The organism is Pseudomonas sp. GW821-FHT04D07 (assembly GCF_059420225.1).
The window spans coordinates 91,969-111,091 of record NZ_JBWKTH010000001.1 but is presented as its reverse complement, the minus strand read 5'-3'; the positions used below and the strand labels follow the sequence as shown (position 1 = coordinate 111,091).

16 protein-coding genes are annotated in these 19,123 nt (G+C 62.6%); 11 read left to right on the top strand and 5 right to left on the bottom strand.

Features of this window, described 5'->3' with window-relative positions; translation table 11 throughout:
• The first annotated feature begins 31 nt into the window (after positions 1-31).
• From AC07T0_RS00475 to AC07T0_RS00440, 8 genes are all read left to right on the top strand, one after another.
• The gene (locus AC07T0_RS00475; protein ID WP_494999355.1) at positions 32-1,699 is read left to right on the top strand and encodes a diguanylate cyclase domain-containing protein; all 1,668 of its coding nucleotides are present in this window, start codon (positions 32-34) and stop codon (positions 1,697-1,699) included.
• A 95-nt stretch (positions 1,700-1,794) separates the two neighbouring features.
• Complete coding sequence (locus AC07T0_RS00470) at positions 1,795-2,709, top strand: LysR family transcriptional regulator (RefSeq protein WP_494999354.1); 915 nt, start codon at positions 1,795-1,797, stop codon at positions 2,707-2,709.
• 106 nt (positions 2,710-2,815) lie between these two features.
• The gene (locus tag AC07T0_RS00465) at positions 2,816-4,306 is read left to right on the top strand and encodes a gamma-aminobutyraldehyde dehydrogenase (protein WP_494999353.1); all 1,491 of its coding nucleotides are present in this window, start codon (positions 2,816-2,818) and stop codon (positions 4,304-4,306) included.
• 87 nt (positions 4,307-4,393) lie between these two features.
• Positions 4,394-5,545: a putative ABC transporter substrate-binding protein YdcS gene (gene ydcS / locus AC07T0_RS00460; RefSeq protein ID WP_494999352.1), complete on the top strand. Its 1,152-nt coding sequence runs from the start codon at positions 4,394-4,396 to the stop codon at positions 5,543-5,545.
• A gap of 332 nt (positions 5,546-5,877) precedes the next feature.
• Positions 5,878-6,903 carry an ABC transporter ATP-binding protein gene (locus AC07T0_RS00455; protein WP_494999351.1) on the top strand — a complete coding sequence of 342 codons (1,026 nt, stop codon included), beginning with the start codon at positions 5,878-5,880 and terminating at the stop codon, positions 6,901-6,903.
• A gap of 1 nt (position 6,904) precedes the next feature.
• Positions 6,905-7,852: an ABC transporter permease gene (locus AC07T0_RS00450; RefSeq protein WP_494999350.1), complete on the top strand. Its 948-nt coding sequence runs from the start codon at positions 6,905-6,907 to the stop codon at positions 7,850-7,852.
• Positions 7,842-8,669 carry an ABC transporter permease gene (locus AC07T0_RS00445; RefSeq protein ID WP_494999349.1) on the top strand — a complete coding sequence of 276 codons (828 nt, stop codon included), beginning with the start codon at positions 7,842-7,844 and terminating at the stop codon, positions 8,667-8,669. Before AC07T0_RS00450 ends, AC07T0_RS00445 begins: the two co-directional genes overlap by 11 nt.
• A 150-nt stretch (positions 8,670-8,819) precedes the next feature.
• Positions 8,820-10,244 carry a gamma-aminobutyraldehyde dehydrogenase gene (locus tag AC07T0_RS00440; RefSeq protein ID WP_494999348.1) on the top strand — a complete coding sequence of 475 codons (1,425 nt, stop codon included), beginning with the start codon at positions 8,820-8,822 and terminating at the stop codon, positions 10,242-10,244.
• Positions 10,245-11,057: 813 nt separating this feature from the next.
• On the opposite strand, the gene AC07T0_RS00435 is transcribed toward AC07T0_RS00440, so the two are convergent.
• The 4 genes from AC07T0_RS00435 to AC07T0_RS00420 all read right to left on the bottom strand — a co-directional run bounded on the left by AC07T0_RS00435 (position 11,058) and on the right by AC07T0_RS00420 (position 15,530).
• Complete coding sequence (locus AC07T0_RS00435; protein ID WP_494999347.1) at positions 11,058-11,570, bottom strand: P-loop nucleotide/nucleoside kinase family protein; 513 nt, start codon at positions 11,568-11,570, stop codon at positions 11,058-11,060.
• 193 nt (positions 11,571-11,763) lie between these two features.
• Entirely contained in the window at positions 11,764-12,870 is a 1,107-nt protein-coding gene (locus tag AC07T0_RS00430) for an NADH:flavin oxidoreductase/NADH oxidase (protein ID WP_494999346.1), read from the bottom strand.
• A gap of 399 nt (positions 12,871-13,269) precedes the next feature.
• The gene (gene recJ / locus AC07T0_RS00425; RefSeq protein WP_494999345.1) at positions 13,270-14,979 is read right to left on the bottom strand and encodes a single-stranded-DNA-specific exonuclease RecJ; all 1,710 of its coding nucleotides are present in this window, start codon (positions 14,977-14,979) and stop codon (positions 13,270-13,272) included.
• 8 nt (positions 14,980-14,987) lie between these two features.
• On the bottom strand, positions 14,988-15,530 hold the full coding sequence (locus tag AC07T0_RS00420; RefSeq protein ID WP_494999344.1) for a YaeQ family protein: 543 nt from the start codon (positions 15,528-15,530) through the stop codon (positions 14,988-14,990).
• A 139-nt stretch (positions 15,531-15,669) separates the two neighbouring features.
• Between AC07T0_RS00420 and AC07T0_RS00415 the strand changes: the two genes are divergently transcribed.
• Both AC07T0_RS00415 and AC07T0_RS00410 read left to right on the top strand, forming a co-directional pair.
• On the top strand, positions 15,670-16,869 hold the full coding sequence (locus AC07T0_RS00415) for a CaiB/BaiF CoA transferase family protein (RefSeq protein ID WP_494999343.1): 1,200 nt from the start codon (positions 15,670-15,672) through the stop codon (positions 16,867-16,869).
• A 51-nt stretch (positions 16,870-16,920) separates the two neighbouring features.
• The gene (locus AC07T0_RS00410; RefSeq protein ID WP_494999342.1) at positions 16,921-17,820 is read left to right on the top strand and encodes a TIGR02285 family protein; all 900 of its coding nucleotides are present in this window, start codon (positions 16,921-16,923) and stop codon (positions 17,818-17,820) included.
• A gap of 161 nt (positions 17,821-17,981) precedes the next feature.
• On the opposite strand, the gene AC07T0_RS00405 is transcribed toward AC07T0_RS00410, so the two are convergent.
• Positions 17,982-18,272, bottom strand: coding sequence for a DUF3509 domain-containing protein (locus AC07T0_RS00405; protein ID WP_494999341.1), 291 nt, complete (start codon positions 18,270-18,272; stop codon positions 17,982-17,984).
• A gap of 169 nt (positions 18,273-18,441) precedes the next feature.
• Between AC07T0_RS00405 and AC07T0_RS00400 the strand changes: the two genes are divergently transcribed.
• Positions 18,442-19,122, top strand: coding sequence for a response regulator (locus tag AC07T0_RS00400; protein WP_494999340.1), 681 nt, complete (start codon positions 18,442-18,444; stop codon positions 19,120-19,122).
• Position 19,123: the final 1 nt, after the last annotated feature.

Below are 19,123 nucleotides of genomic sequence, written 5' to 3'. Positions count from 1 at the left end.
CCTTGATCCATCCATTCCAGGAACCCAGGCCATGCCCGCCCTGCCCAGCTTACGCAGCCGTTTTGCGTTGATGATCGCCGTGTTGGTCAGCCTGCTGAGCTGGTTGTTGGGTTCGTTCATCAGCCACGACTCCAATTCGCGAATGATCAACGAAATCGGCCAGGATCTCGCCGAAAATGCCTACCAGATGGCCGATCGGCTGGACCGCGACATGGCCAGCCGGATTCACCTGCTGAGCGTCATCAGCCGGCTGCAGGTGATGCAACAAGCCTCGGATACCCCGCAGATCCGTCACCTGCTCAACCATTTGCAGGAAGAGTTCCCGAGCTTCGCCTGGGTCGGTTTCGTCGCCCCCGACGGCGTGGTCAAGGCCGCGACCCAGGGTGTTCTCGAACAGGTCGATATCGGCGCGCGGCCAGTGTTCACCCAGGGCCGGGAACACTTGTTCGTCGGTGATGTGCATGACGCCAAGCTGCTGTCCAGACTGCTACCCAACCCCAATGGCGAGGCGATGAAGTTCGTCGATATCAGCCTGCCGGTGTTCAGCGACGAACTTAGCAACATACCATCACCAAATAAAGTCGGGGTACTCGCGACGCACCTGTCCTGGGCTTGGGCCGAGGAGCTGCGCCAATCCTTGTTCGAACCCCTGAAAGACCGGCGCAAGGTGGAGTTTTTCGTCCTCGCGGCCAACCATCAGGTCATTCTCGGTCCCCGCGAGTCGATCGGCCAGTCATTGCCCCTGCCCTTGCTCGACCACCTCGACCCCCAGCAGGCCCGCTGGGGCGTCCAGCGCTGGCCGGACGGCAACGACTACCTGACGGGAATTGCCATGAGCCGCGGTTATGGCAGTTATGCCGGGCTGGGCTGGGCCGTAGTGTCGCGCCAGACCCTCGATGAAGCCTACGCCCCGGCCAAGGAGTTGCAGCGCGATATCCTGGCCTGGGGCATCGCCCTGGCGGTGGTCATCGCCTTTATCGGCTGGCTGCTGGCCACCTGGTTTACCCGGCCGCTGCATGACATCGCCAGGGCCGCCGACCGTTTGAGCCTGGGTGAATCCATGGAGATTCCCGAGGTCAAGGGTACCCGGGAAATCGCCCAGTTGAGCCAGTCGATCCGCCATCTGGTGGACAGCCTGAGCAATCACCAGACCGCCCTGGGGATGATGGAAAGCCTGGCCCACCATGATGCCCTGACCGGCCTGCCGAACCGCGCCGCCCTGGAAAAATACCTGCCGCGCGCCCAACAGCGCAGCCAGGCGCAGAACCACTACCTGGCCTTGCTCTACCTGGACCTGGACGGTTTCAAGCCGATCAACGACCAGTTCGGCCATGCCGGCGGCGATGAACTGCTCAGGGAAGTAGCGAGCCGCTTGCGCCTCTGCCTGCGTGAAGGCGACCTGGTGGCGCGCCTGGGCGGCGACGAATTCCTGATGGTCCTGCAGGTGCCCCGCCACGATGCCATCGACCAGGCGCGCAGCATTGCCGAACGGGTCCTGGCCAGCCTGGGGCAATCGTTCCAGGTGCACGATGTGCCCGCCTGGATCGGTTGCAGCATCGGCGGCGCACTGTGGCCCCTGGATGCCGCGGACCTGAGTGACGTGCTCGGCCTGGCGGACCAGGCCTTGTACCGCGCCAAGCATGCGGGCAAGGGCCAGGCGCATTTTCATGGGATGGCCAAGGAAGGCGGTTTGTGCTGACGCCCGCCACCGGCAAGGCCATCGATTAAAAAGATATACACTGGCTCGCATCCATAAAAACAACCTGCCGGTTAACCGGCATCGGTGCCCGCCCCATGATGACCCTGCGTCAGATCCGTCATTTTATCGCCGTGGCCGAGACCGGCTCGATCTCCGCCGCCGCCCAGGCGGTGTTTATTTCCCAGTCGACCCTGACCCTGGCGATCCAGCAACTGGAGCAGGAGATCGGCGTCAGCCTGTTCAACCGCCATGCCAAGGGCATGACCCTGACCCACCAGGGCCATCAGTTTCTGCGCCAGGCCCACCTGATCCTGGCCACCGTCGACAATGCCAAGCGCAGCCTGCAACAGAGCACCGACCAGGTCGCCGGGCAACTGACCATCGGCGTGACCAGCCTGGTGGCCGGTTACTACCTCGCCGACCTGCTGACTCGTTTCCAACGCGCCTATCCCAACGTGGAAATCCGCGTGATGGAAGACGAGCGACCTTATATCGAACACTTGCTGGTCAGCGGCGAGATCGATGTCGGGGTGCTGATCCTCTCCAACCTCGAAGACCGTCACGCCCTGCAGACCGAAGTCCTGACCCATTCGCCGCATCGCCTGTGGCTGCCGGCCCAGCACCCGCTGCTGGAACACGACAGCATCAACCTGGCCGATGTCGCCCGCGAGCCGCTGATCCAGCTCAATGTCGATGAAATGGACCGCAATGCCCAGCGCATGTGGCGCGGCGCCGGCTTGCAACCGCGGATCACCCTGCGCACCGCGTCGACCGAGGCAGTGCGGAGTTTGGTGGCCGCCGGGCTGGGGGTGTCGATCCAGCCGGACATGACCTACCGACCCTGGTCACTGGAGGGCGACATCATCGAAGCCCGGCCACTGGCCGACCTGAGCCAGACCCTCGACGTTGGCCTGGCTTGGCGCCGAGGCACCGCCCGGCCGCCGTTGGTGGACCCGTTCCTGACCGTGGCCCGTGAGCCACCTCACGGCGGGCGCAAGCCATCTATTTAATCGAACGCTGCATTCAGTATTTAGTATTTGTCGACCTCCCGTCCGCCCACTAGTCTCTTGCCATCCATCTAGAGAAAGGCCGGACTCCAGCGATAGGGGAAGCTCCATGGCCACACAAGAAAAGAGAACTCGCAAAATGGCTGGCGCGCACCCGACCCCACTGTTCACCGCTTTACTGATCGACGGTGAACTCGTTGCCGGCCAGGGTTTTGTCGAGCCAATCCTCAACCCGGCCACCGGCGAGGTGCTCACCCATATCGCCGAAGCCAGCAGCGAACAGGTCGAAAGCGCCATCCTCGCCGCCCACCGGGCCTTTCCCGGCTGGTCGCGGACGACCCCGCAGCAACGCGCCACTCTCCTCCTGGCCATCGCCGACGCGGTAGAAAAAAACGCCGACCTGCTCGCCCGCCTGGAATCGCTGAACTGCGGCAAGCCCCTGCACCTGGCCCGCCAGGACGACCTGAGCGCCACCGTCGACGTCTTCCGCTTCTTCGCCGGCGCCGTGCGTTGCCAGACCGGCCAGTTGTCCGGCGAGTACCTGCCGGGCTACACCAGCATGGTCCGCCGCGACCCGATTGGCGTGGTGGCCTCCATCGCGCCGTGGAACTACCCGATCATGATGGCCGCCTGGAAGATCGCCCCGGCCCTGGCCGCCGGCAACACCCTGGTGTTCAAGCCATCGGAACACACGCCGCTGTCGATCCTGGCCCTGGCGCCGGTCCTCGCCGAGCTGCTGCCGCCGGGGGTGATCAATATTGTCTGCGGCGGTGGCGAGGGGGTCGGCAGCCATCTGGTCAGCCACCCGAAGGTGCGCATGGTGTCGCTGACCGGCGATATCGTCACCGGCCAGAAAATCCTCCAGGCCGCCGCCAAGAGCGTCAAGCGCACCCATCTGGAACTGGGCGGCAAGGCACCGGTGATCGTCTGCAACGACGCCGACCTGCAAGCCGTGGTCGAAGGTGTGCGCAGCTACGGCTACTACAACGCCGGGCAGGACTGCACCGCCGCCTGCCGGATCTACGCCCAGGCCGGGATTCACGACAAATTGGTCGCCGAACTCGGCGCGGCGGTCAGCAGCCTGCGGTTTGCCGGCAAACGCGACGCCGACAATGAAATCGGCCCGCTGATCAGTACCCGCCAGCGCGACCGCGTCGCCAGCTTCGTCGAACGCGCCCTGGGACAACCGCATATCGAACGGGTCACCGGTGCCGCCGTGCATTCCGGGCCCGGCTTCTATTACCAGCCGACCCTGCTTGCCGGTTGCAGGCAGAGCGACGAAATCGTCCAGCGCGAAGTGTTCGGCCCGGTGGTCACCGTGACCCGCTTCGACGAATTGAGCCAGGCGGTGGATTGGGCCAACGACTCGGAATACGGCCTGGCCTCGTCGGTCTGGACCCAGAACCTGGACAAGGCCATGCAGGTGGCTTCGCGCCTGCAATATGGCTGCACCTGGATCAACAGCCATTTCATGCTGGTCAGCGAAATGCCCCACGGCGGCCTGAAGCGATCCGGTTACGGCAAGGACCTGTCCAGTGATTCGCTCCAGGACTACAGCGTGGTGCGCCACATCATGGCGCGCCACGGCCAGCATCTGTAACACGCTCTACGCTAATAACCAGCCCGCAAACGGCACGCTGCATCACGTTCAACTGCCCCGACCATAATTAAAGAAGAGGGAATCCCCATGTTCGTGCACAAGACCGCATTGCTCAGTGCAATGACCACCGCGCTGCTGGCCAGCGTCTCGATCCAGGCCGCCGAGCCGCTGAAAGCCGTCGGTGCGGGCGAAGGCCAACTGGATATCGTCGCCTGGCCCGGCTACATCGAGCGCGGCGAAAGCGACAAGGCCTACGACTGGGTGACGGGTTTCGAGAAGGAAACCGGTTGCAAGGTCAGCGTGAAAACCGCGGCCACCTCCGACGAAATGGTCAGTCTGATGGCCAAGGGCGGTTATGACCTGGTCACCGCCTCCGGCGATGCGTCCCTGCGGCTGATCGTCGGCAAGCGTGTGCAACCGATCAACACCGCGTTGATCCCGAACTGGAAGAACCTCGACCCGCGGCTCAAGGATGCGCCGTGGTACGTGGTCAACAAGCAGACCTACGGCACCCCTTATCAGTGGGGCCCGAACGTGCTGATGTACAACACCAACGTGTTCAAGCAGGCACCGACCAGTTGGGGCGTGCTCTTCGATACGCAGAACCTGCCGGACGGCAAGTCGAACAAGGGCCGCGTGCAGGCCTATGACGGCCCGATCTATATCGCCGACGCGGCGCTGTACCTGAAATCGGCCAAACCGGAACTGGGCATCCAGAACCCTTACGAACTGACCGAAACCCAGTACAAGGCCGTGCTCGACCTGCTGCGGGCGCAGCAGCCGTTGATCCATCGCTACTGGCATGACGCCACAGTACAGATGAGCGACTTCAAGAACGAAGGCGTTGCCGCGTCCAGCTCCTGGGGCTATATGGTCAATGGCCTGCAGGCGGACAAGCAGCCGGTGGCCTCGACCATTCCGAAGGAAGGCGTCACCGGCTGGGCCGACACCACCATGCTGCACGCCGATGCCAAGCACCCGAATTGCGCCTACAAATGGATGGACTGGTCGTTGCAGCCGAAGGTCCAGGGTGATGTCGCGGCCTGGTTCGGCTCGTTGCCGGCGGTACCGGCGGCGTGCAAGGAAAGCGAGCTGCTCGGGGCCGAAGGTTGCAAGACCAATGGCTTCGACCACTTCGACAAGATCGCCTTCTGGACCACTCCGCAGGCGGCAGGTGGCAAGTTCGTGCCGTACAGCCGCTGGACCCAGGATTACATCGCGATCATGGGCGGCAGGTAACAGCCCGGATTGAGGGGCAATGACGAACCTGTGGGAGCGGTGCTTGCCCGCGAAGCTTTTAGCGGCCTCGCAGGCCTCTTCGCGGGCTAGCTCCGCTCCCACAAGAGATCTGTGTCGAACACCCAACTTGCGTACGACATAGACCCTGTAGGAGCTGGCTTGCCGGCGATAAGGCCCTTGAGCCTTGCATCGCCTATCCGCACGCCATCGCCGGCAAGCCAGCGCCTGCAAGGGTTCGCAGTGTTAGTCAGATCAGCATCCACCGTTTCAGCTTTTTCAGAAGTCCAGGCCGGGCCGCTGCCACAACCCATGCCTTCTCGGAGCACCGTATCATGACGCTTGCAGTCCAGTTCACCCACGTTTCCCGTCAGTTCGGCGAAGTGAAAGCCGTTGACCGGGTTTCCATTGATATCCAGGACGGCGAGTTCTTTTCCATGCTCGGCCCTTCCGGCTCGGGCAAGACCACCTGCCTGCGCCTGATCGCCGGTTTCGAACAACCCAGCGCCGGCTCGATCCGCATCCATGGCGAAGAAGCCGCCGGCCTGCCACCCTATCAGCGCGACGTGAACACAGTGTTCCAGGACTACGCGCTGTTCCCCCATATGAACGTACGCGACAACGTCGCCTACGGCCTGAAAGTCAAAGGTGTCGGCAAGACCGAACGCCTGAACCGCGCCGAAGAAGCCCTGGGCATGGTCGCCCTGGCCGGCTACGGCGAACGCAAGCCGGTGCAGCTCTCCGGTGGCCAGCGCCAGCGTGTGGCCCTGGCCCGCGCCCTGGTCAACCGGCCCCGCGTGCTGCTGCTCGACGAACCCCTCGGCGCGCTCGACCTGAAGCTGCGCGAGCAGATGCAAGGCGAGCTGAAAAAGCTCCAGCGGCAACTGGGCATCACCTTCATCTTCGTCACCCACGACCAGACCGAAGCCCTGTCCATGTCCGACCGCGTGGCCGTGTTCAACAAAGGCCGCATCGAACAGGTCGACAGCCCACGCAACCTCTACATGAAACCGGCCACCGTGTTTGTCGCCGAATTCGTCGGCACCTCCAACGTGATTCGCGGCGAACTGGCGAAACAGCTCTGTGGCAGCGACCTGCCGCTGTCGATCCGCCCGGAACACGTGCGCTTCGCCGACGGGGCGGTGCAAGGCCATGAGGTCGAGATCAGCGGCCTGCTCCACGATATCCAGTACCAGGGCAGCGCCACCCGCTACGAACTGAAACTGGACAACGGCCAGACCCTGAACATCAGCCAGCCCAACAGCCAATGGCAGGACACCCATAGTGGGCATCAGGCCGGCCAGCGCATCACCGCGCGCTGGGCGCGGGAAGCCATGACCGTGCTGGCGAGCGAGGCCTGAGATGAACACCCTGGCCCTCCCCCAAGCGACTGCCGCCGACTCGCCGATGCGGCGCTTCGCCAACCTCTTGTACCGCCGCCCCAACGTCTACCTGGCACTGCTGCTGGTACCGCCGCTGATCTGGTTCGGCGCGATCTACCTCGGCTCGCTGCTGACCTTGCTCTGGCAGGGTTTCTACACCTTCGACGACTTCACCATGGCGGTCACCCCGGACCTGACCCTGGCCAACTTCGCCGCCCTGTTCGCACCGTCGAACTTCGACATCATCCTGCGCACCCTGGGCATGGCGCTGGTGGTGTCCATCGTCGCCGGCTGCATCGCCTTCCCCATCGCCTACTACATGGCGCGCTACACCACGGGCAAGACCAAGGCGTTCTTCTACATCGCGGTGATGATGCCGATGTGGGCCAGCTATATCGTCAAGGCCTACGCCTGGACCCTGCTGCTGGCCAAGGGCGGTGTCGCCCAATGGTTCGTCCAGCACCTCGGGCTGGAGCCACTGTTGCAGTTCGTGCTGGGGATTCCCGGGGTCGGCGGCAGTACCCTGTCGACCTCGCACCTGGGACGCTGCCTGGTGTTCGTCTATATCTGGTTGCCGTTCATGATCCTGCCGATCCAGGCTTCCCTGGAACGCCTGCCGCCGTCGCTGCTGCAAGCCTCTGCGGACCTCGGCGCCAGGCCGCGCCAGACCTTTATGCAGGTGGTCCTGCCGCTATCGATTCCGGGCATCGCGGCAGGGTCGATCTTCACCTTCTCGCTGACCCTGGGCGACTTTATCGTGCCGCAACTGATCGGCCCGCCCGGCTATTTCGTCGGCAGCATGGTCTACGCCCAGCAGGGCGCCATCGGCAACATGCCGATGGCGGCGGCCTTCACCCTGGTGCCGATCGTGCTGATCGCCGTGTACCTGTCCATCGTCAAACGCCTGGGGGCCTTCGATGCGCTCTAATACACCACAACACGGCGACAAGGCCTCGCTGGGCCTGCGTCTGGCCGCCTGGGGCGGGCTGCTGTTCCTGCACTTCCCGATCCTGATCATCTTCCTCTACGCCTTCAACACCGAAGACGCGGCGTTCAGCTTCCCACCCCAGGGCTTCACCCTGAGGTGGTTCAGCGTGGCCTTCGCCCGGCCCGACGTACTGGAAGCCATCAAGCTGTCCTTGCAGATCGCCGCGATTGCCACGCTGATCGCCATGCTGCTCGGCACCCTGGCCTCGGCCGCCCTGTATCGCCGGGATTTCTTCGGCAAGCAGGGCATCTCGCTGATGCTGATCCTGCCGATCGCCCTGCCGGGGATCATCACCGGGATCGCCTTGCTGGCGACCTTCAAGACGTTGGGGATCGAGCCGGGAATGTTCACCATCATCGTCGGCCATGCGACTTTCTGTGTGGTGATCGTCTACAACAACGTTATCGCCCGCTTGCGCCGTACCTCCCACAGCCTGATCGAAGCCTCGATGGACCTGGGGGCCGACGGCTGGCAGACCTTCCGCTACATCGTCCTGCCGAACCTCGGCTCGGCGTTGCTGGCCGGCGGCATGCTGGCGTTTGCCCTGTCGTTCGACGAGATCATCGTCACCACCTTTACCGCCGGGCATGAACGCACCTTGCCGATCTGGCTGCTCAACCAGCTCAGCCGGCCACGGGACGTGCCCGTGACCAACGTGGTCGCCATGCTGGTGATGATGGTCACGATGCTGCCGATTCTCGGCGCCTACTACCTGACCCGCGGCGGCGAAAGCGTGGCTGGCAGTGGTGGCAAATAACCCCGGACAAGCGCACACATTTCCTTGTAGGAGCCAGCTTGCTGGCGATAGGCGTCAACGAAAACGCGGAGAACCTGAAAAACCGCGGTGCCACTGCCTCCATCGCCAGCAAGCTGGCTCCTACAAAAAAGCACTGATGAGGACATAACCATGCAAACCAAACTGCTGATCAATGGCCAACTCGTCAACGGCGAAGGCCCGGCCCAATCGGTATTCAACCCGGCCCTGGGTCGGGTCCTGGTGGATATCAACGAAGCCAGCGAGGCCCAGGTCGACGCCGCCGTGCGCGCCGCCGATGACGCCTTCGAAAGCTGGTCACAGACCGCACCGAAAGACCGTTCGCGGCTGTTGCTGAAACTCGCCGACGCCATCGAAGCCCATGGCCCGGAGCTGGCGAAACTGGAGTCGGACAACTGCGGCAAGCCCCTGAGCGCCGCCCTCAACGACGAGATCCCGGCCATCGCCGATGTGTTCCGTTTCTTCGCCGGCGCCAGTCGCTGCATGAGCGGTTCGGCGGGTGGCGAATACCTGCCCGGCCACACCTCGATGATCCGTCGTGACCCGGTGGGCGTGATCGCCTCCATCGCGCCATGGAACTACCCGCTGATGATGGTCGCCTGGAAAATCGCCCCGGCCCTAGCCGCCGGCAATACCGTGGTGCTCAAACCCTCGGAACAGACCCCGCTGACCGCCTTGCGCCTGGCCGAACTGGCGGCGCAGATCTTCCCGGCCGGCGTGCTCAACCTGGTCTTTGGCCGTGGCCCGAGCGTGGGCAATCCGCTGGTGACCCACCCGAAAGTGCGCATGGTGTCGCTGACCGGTTCCATCGCCACCGGCTCGCACATCATTGCCAGCACCGCCGACAGCGTGAAGCGCATGCACATGGAACTGGGCGGCAAGGCCCCGGTGATCATCTTCGACGACGCCGACATCGACGCCGCGGTGGACGGCATCCGCACCTTCGGTTTCTACAATGCCGGCCAGGACTGCACCGCCGCCTGCCGGGTCTACGCCCAGGCCGGGATCTACGAAAAGTTCGTCGAGAAACTCGGCGCGGCGGTCAGCACCATCAAGTATGGCTTGCAGGATGATCCGCAAACCGAGCTGGGCCCGCTGATCACCGCCCAGCATCGTGATCGTGTGGCCGGTTTCGTTGAACGCGCGTTGGCACAGTCGCATATCCGCCTGGTGACGGGCGGCAAGGCGGTGCCCGGCAATGGCTTCTTCTTTGAACCGACGGTCCTGGCCGATGCCCGGCAGGACGACGAAATCGTCCGGCGCGAGGTGTTCGGGCCGGTGGTCTCGGTGACCCGGTTCGACGATGAAGCCCAGGTGCTGGGTTGGGCCAACGATTCGGACTACGGCCTGGCCTCGTCGGTGTGGACCGCCGATGTCGGTCGCGCCCATCGCCTGGCGGCGCGCTTGCAGTACGGCTGCACCTGGGTCAACACCCACTTCATGCTGGTCAGCGAAATGCCCCACGGCGGGCAGAAGCTGTCCGGGTATGGCAAGGACATGTCCATGTACGGGCTGGAAGACTACACCACCGTGCGGCATGTGATGTTCAAGCACTGACACATCAATACCAGGGTTGTCCGCGAAGCTGGCGTTCGTCTTGAGGGCCTCTTCGCGGGCAAGCTCCGCTCCCACAGGTTATCGGTCGCCTGCGAAAAGTAAATTCGACGCAGTCATTGTGGGAGCGGAGCTTGTCGGGACGCCGCACCGCCGCGAAGAGGCCAGAACAAGCACCACCATTCAAGATCTCTACCTGCAATCCAGATCCACCACAACAATACCGAACCGGGACGGGCCGTCATGGCCCGGCCACGGTTTCGGACCCCTGAAATCTGCCGCTTTTCCGGAGCAATACCGTCATGAGTGCACAACCCCACCTCGGCGCAGCAGCCGACAGCGGGTGTTCGAGCGCCATCAACCGCTCAGCGTGCTGTTCAACACCTTCGATATCCGCGTCGACGGTTCCTACCTGCCAGCATTCCTCAGCGCGTCCCTGGCGGGCATGACAACCTGTGCGGCTCAAAACCGCGAAACACCCTCCATCACATTCAACAGGCAGCACATCGCATTGCGGTCCTCTTCCGACAACGCACGATAGCGTTCCAACAGTTGTCGCTCTTCAGCGCTGAGCTTGCGCACCCTGGGCCGGGATGGTGCCCTGAACGTCCAGAGGAACAGTATGAAACCGAAAATGCTTCGCGCCTTTGCCATGACCGCTGCCCTCGCTGGATAAACCTGCCCCGTCTGAACGAACCGCTCAAACCTACCCTAAGCGTAGGAACAGTCCGAATCAGGCTAAGAACATTTCGAAATTTCCAGCAAGAAAACTCAGGTTATCCTGGCAAGAGTCCGTGATGAGCACCCAAGGCGCGCCTATTCATACCGCACCAGCTCAAACCCCTCCTCCAGTGTCGGGGCTTCGAAATAGCGGGAAATCACCTCGAACTCGGCCTCGCTGGTCTTGAACGGGTGATCACCCGCTTCGTTACGGATCTTCAGGCGCGCCTTGCACACATCATCGCCCACAGCGAGGAAATGCAACCGATGAGCAGCCTCCGCGTTTTCGAAGACCGACCGGGCCCAAAGCCGGCTGGCCACGGTATTGGATGGAAAATCGAGGACCACCGAGACCCCCGCTTTCAATAGCGCAACGAGATGCTCGGCCAAGGCCCCGCGCAAGCGGGTGGCGCAGCGCACGTAGTCGGTGATCTCGCTGATCTCGCCCGGATACAGGCGCGCGAGCCAGACGTCCTCGCTGATCAACACCGTCGAGGCTGTCGCCGCCAGGCGTTGTGCCAGCGTTGATTTCCCCGAGCCGATCTTTCCACAGACCAGGTGCAGGGTCGGAACGCAATCACGAGTAGCAAAAGCTTCAGGTTGCGACATTTCAATCTCCTTTTGACGTCCAATACCCACGAAGCGGCCAGAAAAAACCCGCCTCGGTGGGCGGGTTTCGGGTGTTTTCAGAACACGCGTCAGCCCACCCTCGGATTGAGGGTGGGAATAATCGAGATGTTCAGGTGTGAGTTCATAAAACCGACCTTATTCGTTCAAAGGCCTTACGGCAAGCATCAAGCCCTCAATCACGCAAGTCCGATTCATGAATCGGCTGGTCGCGATGGGTCGCACGCTGATACTGCGCCGGCCAGATCGCCTTGTGCCCACCCAGGTCATCATCGGCATGCAACGGCCAGTAAGGGTCACGCAACAACTCGCGGGCCAGCAGGATCACATCTGCCTGACCGGTGCGCAGGATGTGCTCGGCCTGGGCTGGCTCGGTAATCAGGCCGACGGTACCCGTGGCGATATCGGACTCCTTGCGTACACGCTCGGCGAAACGGGTCTGATAACCAGGCCCTGTGGGAATTTCCGCATTGGCGGCGGTACCGCCCGAAGACACGTCGATCAGGTCGACACCCAAGGCTTTCAGACGGCGCGCCAACTCCACCGTTTCGTCCGGATTCCAGCCGTCTTCCACCCAGTCGGTGGCCGAAACACGGACAAACAGCGGCAGTTCGTCGGGCCAAACCGCGCGCACCGCTTCGGTCACCTGCAACACCAGGCGGATACGATTTTCAAAGGAGCCACCGTATTGGTCGCGGCGCTGGTTGCTCAATGGCGAAAGAAACTGGTGCAACAGGTAACCATGCGCCGCATGCACTTCGACCACCTTGAAACCGGCGATCAAGGCCCGCTGGGCGGCCGCGACAAAGGCCTGGATCACTTCGGCGATCTGCCTCTGATCCAGCGGCGTGGGCGACGTGTGCTGCGGATCGAAGGCAATCGACGACGGGCCAACCGGGGTCCAACCGCCCTCCTCCGGTTTGACGCTGCCATGCTTGCCCAGCCAGGGCCTATGGGTGCTGGCCTTACGCCCGGCATGCGCCAGCTGGATGCCCGCCACCGCCCCCTGGGCCGTGATAAAGCGGGTGATGCGTTGCAGCGGTTCGATCTGTTCGTCGTTCCACAGGCCCAGGTCCTGGGCGGTGATCCGGCCTTCGGCGGTCACCGCGGTGGCCTCGGTGAAAATCAGCCCGGCCCCGCCCACTGCCCGACAGCCCAGATGGACGAGGTGCCAGTCATTGGCCAGGCCCTCGACGCTGGAGTACTGGCACATAGGAGAGACCGCGATGCGGTTGAGCAGGGTCAATTGACGAAGGGTATAGGGTTCGAGCAGCAGACTCATGGGGCACCTCTCAAATCAAGTGGGCTGGCTCCAGGGTTCTGTTAGAACGTCGGCAAGTGACAAGAGTGGTGGATAACCGCCCCCCGGCGGGTAGAAAACAAGACGACGTCACAAGACCATTCAGACAGTGCTTACAGCCTAGTCGACAATGGCTCGGGCGGGAGGGATCAGCGGATTTAAACCGGCACCATCGCCTGTAACTCGCCTCTGGAGCCTGACCCGACAAAACCAGCCAACACGGTCCCTTGTAGGCGCTGGCTTGCCGGCGATGGCGGTCGAACAGGCGATGCAAGACTTTTTGGCCTCATCGCCGGCAAGCCAGCTCCTACAGGGGACCGCGTTGACCGTGGTTGCGAGTCAACGGTCAAGTCGGTATCCACAAAGCGCCCTCGAAATACCTCAGCGCGGCTCGATATGGGCAATCATCAGCTGCACGCTTTCCTTGCCGCGAAACTCGTTGAGGTCGAGCTTGTAAGCCAACTCCACCCAATCGACCCGCGCATGGGTCCACAACTCCGGGTCGATGCCGAAGGCAATGCCATCGAGCTTCAGCGAACCGCACTCGCTTTTCAGCACCACCTTCAGGTGACGCTCGCCGACGATGCGTTTTTCCACCAGTTGGAACACGCCATGGAACAACGGCTCAGGGAAATGCTGGCCCCAGGGACCGGCATTACGCAACGCCCGGGCCAACTCCAGGTTGAACTCCTCGATAGCCAACGAGCCATCGGTCTGCAGGCGTCCGGTCAGGTCATCCGCGGACAGCTGACGACGCACTTCAGCATCAAAGGCTGCGGCAAACAGCGGGAAGTTCTCCTGCGGCAGGCTCAGGCCGGCGGCCATGGCGTGACCGCCGTACTTGCCTATCAACTCCGGGTGCTGCGCCGCCACCACACTCAAGGCATCGCGGATATGGAAGCCCGGCACGGAACGGCCGGAGCCCTTGAGCATGCCGTCGCCAGCATCGGCAAAGGCGATGGTCGGGCGGTGATAACGTTCTTTCATCCGCGAGGCGAGAATCCCGATCACCCCCTGGTGCCAGTCCGGCTCGAACAGGCACAGGCCAAACGGCATCGACTCCAGCGGCAGGTCCTTGAGCTGGGCCAACGCCTCGCGCTGCATGCCCTGCTCGATGGACTTGCGGTCCTTGTTCATGTCATCAAGCTGGCTGGCCATTTCCAGGGCCTGGGCCGGGTCTTCGCAGAGCAGGCATTCGATGCCCAGGCTCATATCATCCAGGCGTCCCGCGGCATTCAGACGCGGACCGAGGATAAAACCGAGGTCGGTGGAGGTCAGCCGCGAATGCTCGCGCTTGGCTACCTCCAGGATCGCCTTGAGCCCCGGCCGCGCACGCCCTGCGCGAATCCGCTCGAGGCCCTGGTGCACCAGGATGCGGTTGTTGGCATCCAGCGGTACCACGTCGGCGACGCTGCCAAGTGCCACCAGGTCGAGCAGCTCACCGATATTCGGCTGCGGCGTATTGGCGTACCAACCCAGGCTGCGCAAACGCGCGCGCAAGGCCATCAGCACATAGAAAATCACCCCGACACCGGCCAGGGCCTTGCTCGGAAACTCGCAGCCCGGCTGGTTCGGGTTGACGATGGCATCGGCCGCCGGCAATTCGCTACCGGGCAAGTGGTGGTCGGTGACCAGCACCTTGAGCCCGGCCGCCTTGGCGGCCTGAACCCCCTCGATGCTGGAAATACCGTTGTCCACGGTGATCAGCAATTGCGGCTCGCGCTGCAAGGCCACGGCAACGATTTCCGGGGTCAGGCCATAGCCGTATTCAAAGCGGTTTGGCACCAGGTAGTCGACATTCGCGGCCCCCAGCAAGCGCAAACCCAATACCCCGACAGTGCTGGCGGTGGCGCCGTCGGCATCGAAGTCGCCGACGATCAGGATCCGCTGGCGCTGCTCCAACGCCGTCACCAGCAGGTCCACCGCCGCGTCGATGCCCTTGAGTTGCTGGAAGGGAATCAGCCGCGCCAGGCTCTTGTCCAACTCGTCCTCGGACACCACGCCGCGGGCGGCGTAGAGGCGGGTCAACAATGGCGGCAAATCACCGAGAAAAGGCAGTGTGGCGGGCAGCGGGCGGGGTTCGATACGCATGGGAATAATTAACCGCGCTCGCCCATCAGCCATTCCAGCTGGACTTCATGCTGACCACGATCGTCGGTGACGAAGATGGTGCCTTCGCTGATCATCACGTCCCACTTGATCACCCGTGGCATGTCCTTGGCCAGGGTCTCGAGGATGTCTTGCGGCACGGCGGCGATATGCACGTTCTTCAGGTTCTTCACCGCGTCGACCACCTTGGTCTGCCAGACCCGCAGGCTGCCGTAGGCCAGCAGACTGGTGCGCTCGGTACGGCGCGAGCACCAGGTCAGGCGATCGGCGTCCGGCTGGCCGACTTCGATCCAGTGCAATACACGATCATCCAGGCTCTTTTCCCACAGTGCCGGCTCATCCACTTCCGACAGACCCCGACCAAACGACAGCTGCTCGTTGTACCAGAAGGCGTAGGCCAGCAGACGCACGGTCATGCGCTCCTCGGTTTCCGACGGGTGGCGGGCGATGGTCTGGTTGACGCTCTCGTAGACCCCACGATCCAGGTCGGTGAGGTTCAGGTTGAATTTGTAGGTCGTGGACGGCTGGGCCATGAACAGGGCTTCTAAAGACGAGGAAAGGCGGCCAGTCTAACCGATACGCAAGGCAAGCAACGACTGCTCGAAGTTATGCTGATGGCGCCAGCCATGATAAAAGGCTCTATTGCCCCCGTGTTGTCCTACAGGATCTGCCATGCCGCTCACCGCCAAACCCCTTTCCGGCCTGAAGGTCATTGAGCTCGGCACCCTGATCGCCGGTCCTTTCGCCTCGCGCATCTGCGCCGAATTCGGCGCGCAGGTGATCAAGGTCGAATCGCCGGATGGCGGCGACCCGCTGCGTAAATGGCGCAAGCTGTACGAGGGCACCTCGCTGTGGTGGTTTGTCCAGGCGCGCAACAAGCAATCGCTGACCCTGAACCTGAAACACCCGGACGGCCTGGCCATCCTCAAGCAATTGCTGAGCGATGCGGACATCCTGATCGAGAACTTCCGCCCCGGCGTGCTGGAAAAACTTGGCCTGGGCTGGGAAACCCTGCACGCGCTGAACCCGAAACTGGTGATGGTGCGCCTGTCGGGCTTCGGCCAGACCGGGCCGATGAAGGATCAGCCAGGCTTTGGCGCGGTCGGTGAGTCCATGGGTGGGTTGCGCTACATCACCGGTTTCGAAGACCGCCCCCCGGTGCGCACCGGGATTTCCATCGGAGACTCGATTGCCGCGCTCTGGGGCGTGATCGGCGCGCTCATGGCCCTGCGTCATCGCGAAGTCAACGGCGGCAACGGCCAGGTGGTGGACGTGGCCCTGTACGAGGCGATCTTCGCCATGATGGAAAGCATGGTCCCGGAGTTCGACGTGTTCGGTTTTATCCGCGAGCGCAGCGGCAACATCATGCCGGGGATCACCCCCTCTTCGATCCACACCAGCGCCGATGGCAAGCATGTGCAGATCGGCGCCAATGGCGACGCGATCTTCAAGCGTTTCATGCAAGCCATCGGCCGTGACGACCTGGCGAACGACCCGCTGCTGACCAGCAATGATGGTCGCGACAGCCGGCGCGATGAACTCTATGGCGTGATCGATCGCTGGGTGAACAGCCAGCCGCTGGACGCGGTACTCGCCACCCTGAACCAGGCCGAGGTGCCGGCCAGCCGGATCTACAGCGCCGAAGACATGTTCAGTGACCCGCAGTTTCTCGCTCGGGAAATGTTTATCCAGGCCAAGTTGCCCGACGGCAAGGACTTCAAGATGCCGGGGATTGTGCCGAAATTGTCCGAGACACCAGGTTCCAGCGAATGGGTCGGGCCTGAACTGGGCGAGCATAACGACGTCGTACTGGGTGGCCTCGGTTATGACGCCGCACAGATTGCACGTTTACATGAAAGTGGCGCTATCTAGCATGCCCTGGTGGCAAGACTTTGACCTGACTGCGCAGAAGGTATGGACGTCATGAGCCCTCGATTTCTCTGGCAACACATGCTCTGTCGAAACCCCTTCATCGCCCTGCTGGCAGTGCTGGCCTGCGCCCTGCCCAGCGTTGCCCAGGCCAAGGACACGCTGATCTGGCTGCTGCGGGACTTGCCGCCACTGAGCATTTTCGATGGCCCGCAAAAAGGCCAGGGGGCCATCGACCAGTTGTGGCCGCTGTTGGAGGCCGCCATGCCGGAGTACGAGCACACGAGCCTGCGGGTCAACCGCGCGCGCGGCATGCAAATGCTTGCCGAGCCTTCGTTTACCTGCGACCCGATGCTGCTCTGGACGGCCGAGCGGGCGAAGACGATCGTCTTCTCCATTCCCAGCCTCGGCCAGGTCAGCAACGGCCTGGTGGTGCGCCAGGCGGACCGTCCACTGGTCGCGCCATTTGTGCAGGAGGGTCAGGTTGACCTCGCCGCCTTGCTGGCCAGCGACCCTCTCAAACTGGGGATTGTCGCCGAACGCAGCTATGGCCAACTGATCGATAACCTGTTGAAACAGACACCCGCTGGACGATTGGCCGCCCATTACGGCAACGATGCCTTGGGCAGCCTATTGCAAATGCAGCGTTTGGGACGCCTGACCGCACTACTCGGCTACTGGCCGGAAATCCGCTACCAGGCCCAGCAACAAGGCATCGTGACCGAGGACCTGGCGTTCTATCCGATCAAAGGCGTCGATAAATACCAGTTCATCCGCGTCGGTTGCTCCGACACGGAACAGGGACGCGCGGCCATCGTGCACATCAATCAGATCCTGCGTGAACTGCGTCAGCACCAGTTGCTCGACTTCTATGTGCAATGGCTCGACCCACAACAGCGCGACGCCTATCGAGAGGATGCCAAGCAGTTTTTCCTGACGCCTGAGGCCCCGTGACAAACGCCAGGCAAAAGAAACCCCGAGAAGTGGGGAAACAACTCGGGGTTAAACGTGGCCTACAAAGACCAGTACAACAAGCTACAAGCACCGGAGCACAATGCTTGATCCTGCCGTTATAAATCTGACACCCACTGCGAAAAAAAGGTTCCCGAGAAACTTTACACGGCAGTCGAGCGGAACACCTTGTCCTGGGCGGCGTGACGCAAGGCCGCGATGACGCTGGGTTCCAGACGCCCTTCGGCGATGCGCAGGTCACGGTGCAGCCCATCGACCACATCGGTCAACAAACGCTTGTCGCTCAATTGCGCATGGCTGATTTCACGGCTCAGCAGGACCAGGCCCACACGGCTGCTCACGGTCAACAGGCATTCACCCTGACTTCCCGATGGCGTCAGGGTGACGGGATAGGGACTCAAGGCTTCATTCAGCAACAGACTGATACTTTCCATCTCGATCACCACTCAATAGTCGAAACCCGACAGGTCAAAAACAAAGGGGCTGGAGTCAAAGACCGCCAGTCGGAGAAGAAAGTTCGTCAAGCCAGCTAACCTGATATCGGTAGAGGCCGAGCATCAAGCAGCGGCGCCTACCGTTCCATTGCGAGCATGAACGAGAAAGATGACAGAGAGAAAACAACCTGGCTCAGCGTCCCCAGCGCCCTTGCGCATCATCCTGGCGGATGATCACCCGATTTTCCTGATCGGCCTGCGCGTCCTCCTCGAGCGCGATCCCGGACTGAGCGTCGTCGGCGAGGCCAGCTCGCCACAGGAGCTTCTGGCGCTTCTGCAAGGCTGTGCCTGCGAGGTCCTGGTCAGCGACTTCATGATGCCGGTCGAACAACAGAGTGATGGGTTGCGCATGCTCGAAAGCGTGACCCGGCAGCACCCACAGTTGCCAATCGTGGTGGTGACCATGCTCAACAACGCCGGGCTGTTCCGCTCCATCCTCGATCTCGGGGTCATGGGGCTGCTGAGCAAGGCCAGCCTGGCCGCCGAGCTGCCGGACGCCATCGCCCAGGTACGCCGCCGGCGCCCCTATGTGGCCAACTCGATTCGCCAGACCCTGGCACTGGCCGGTGAGGTCGGTGAGCACCGCCTGGGTAACCAGGAGCAACTTTCGCCCCGAGAACTGGAGGTGACACGCCTGCTGGCGGCCGGGCGCAGCGTCGGTGAAATTGCCACCCAGCTGTGCCGCAGCAAGCAGACGGTCAGTGCGCAGAAGGTCAGTGCCATGCGCAAGCTCGGCCTGTCCAACGATGCGGCGCTGTTTCTCTACCTCCAGGAACATGGCCTGGCTTGAG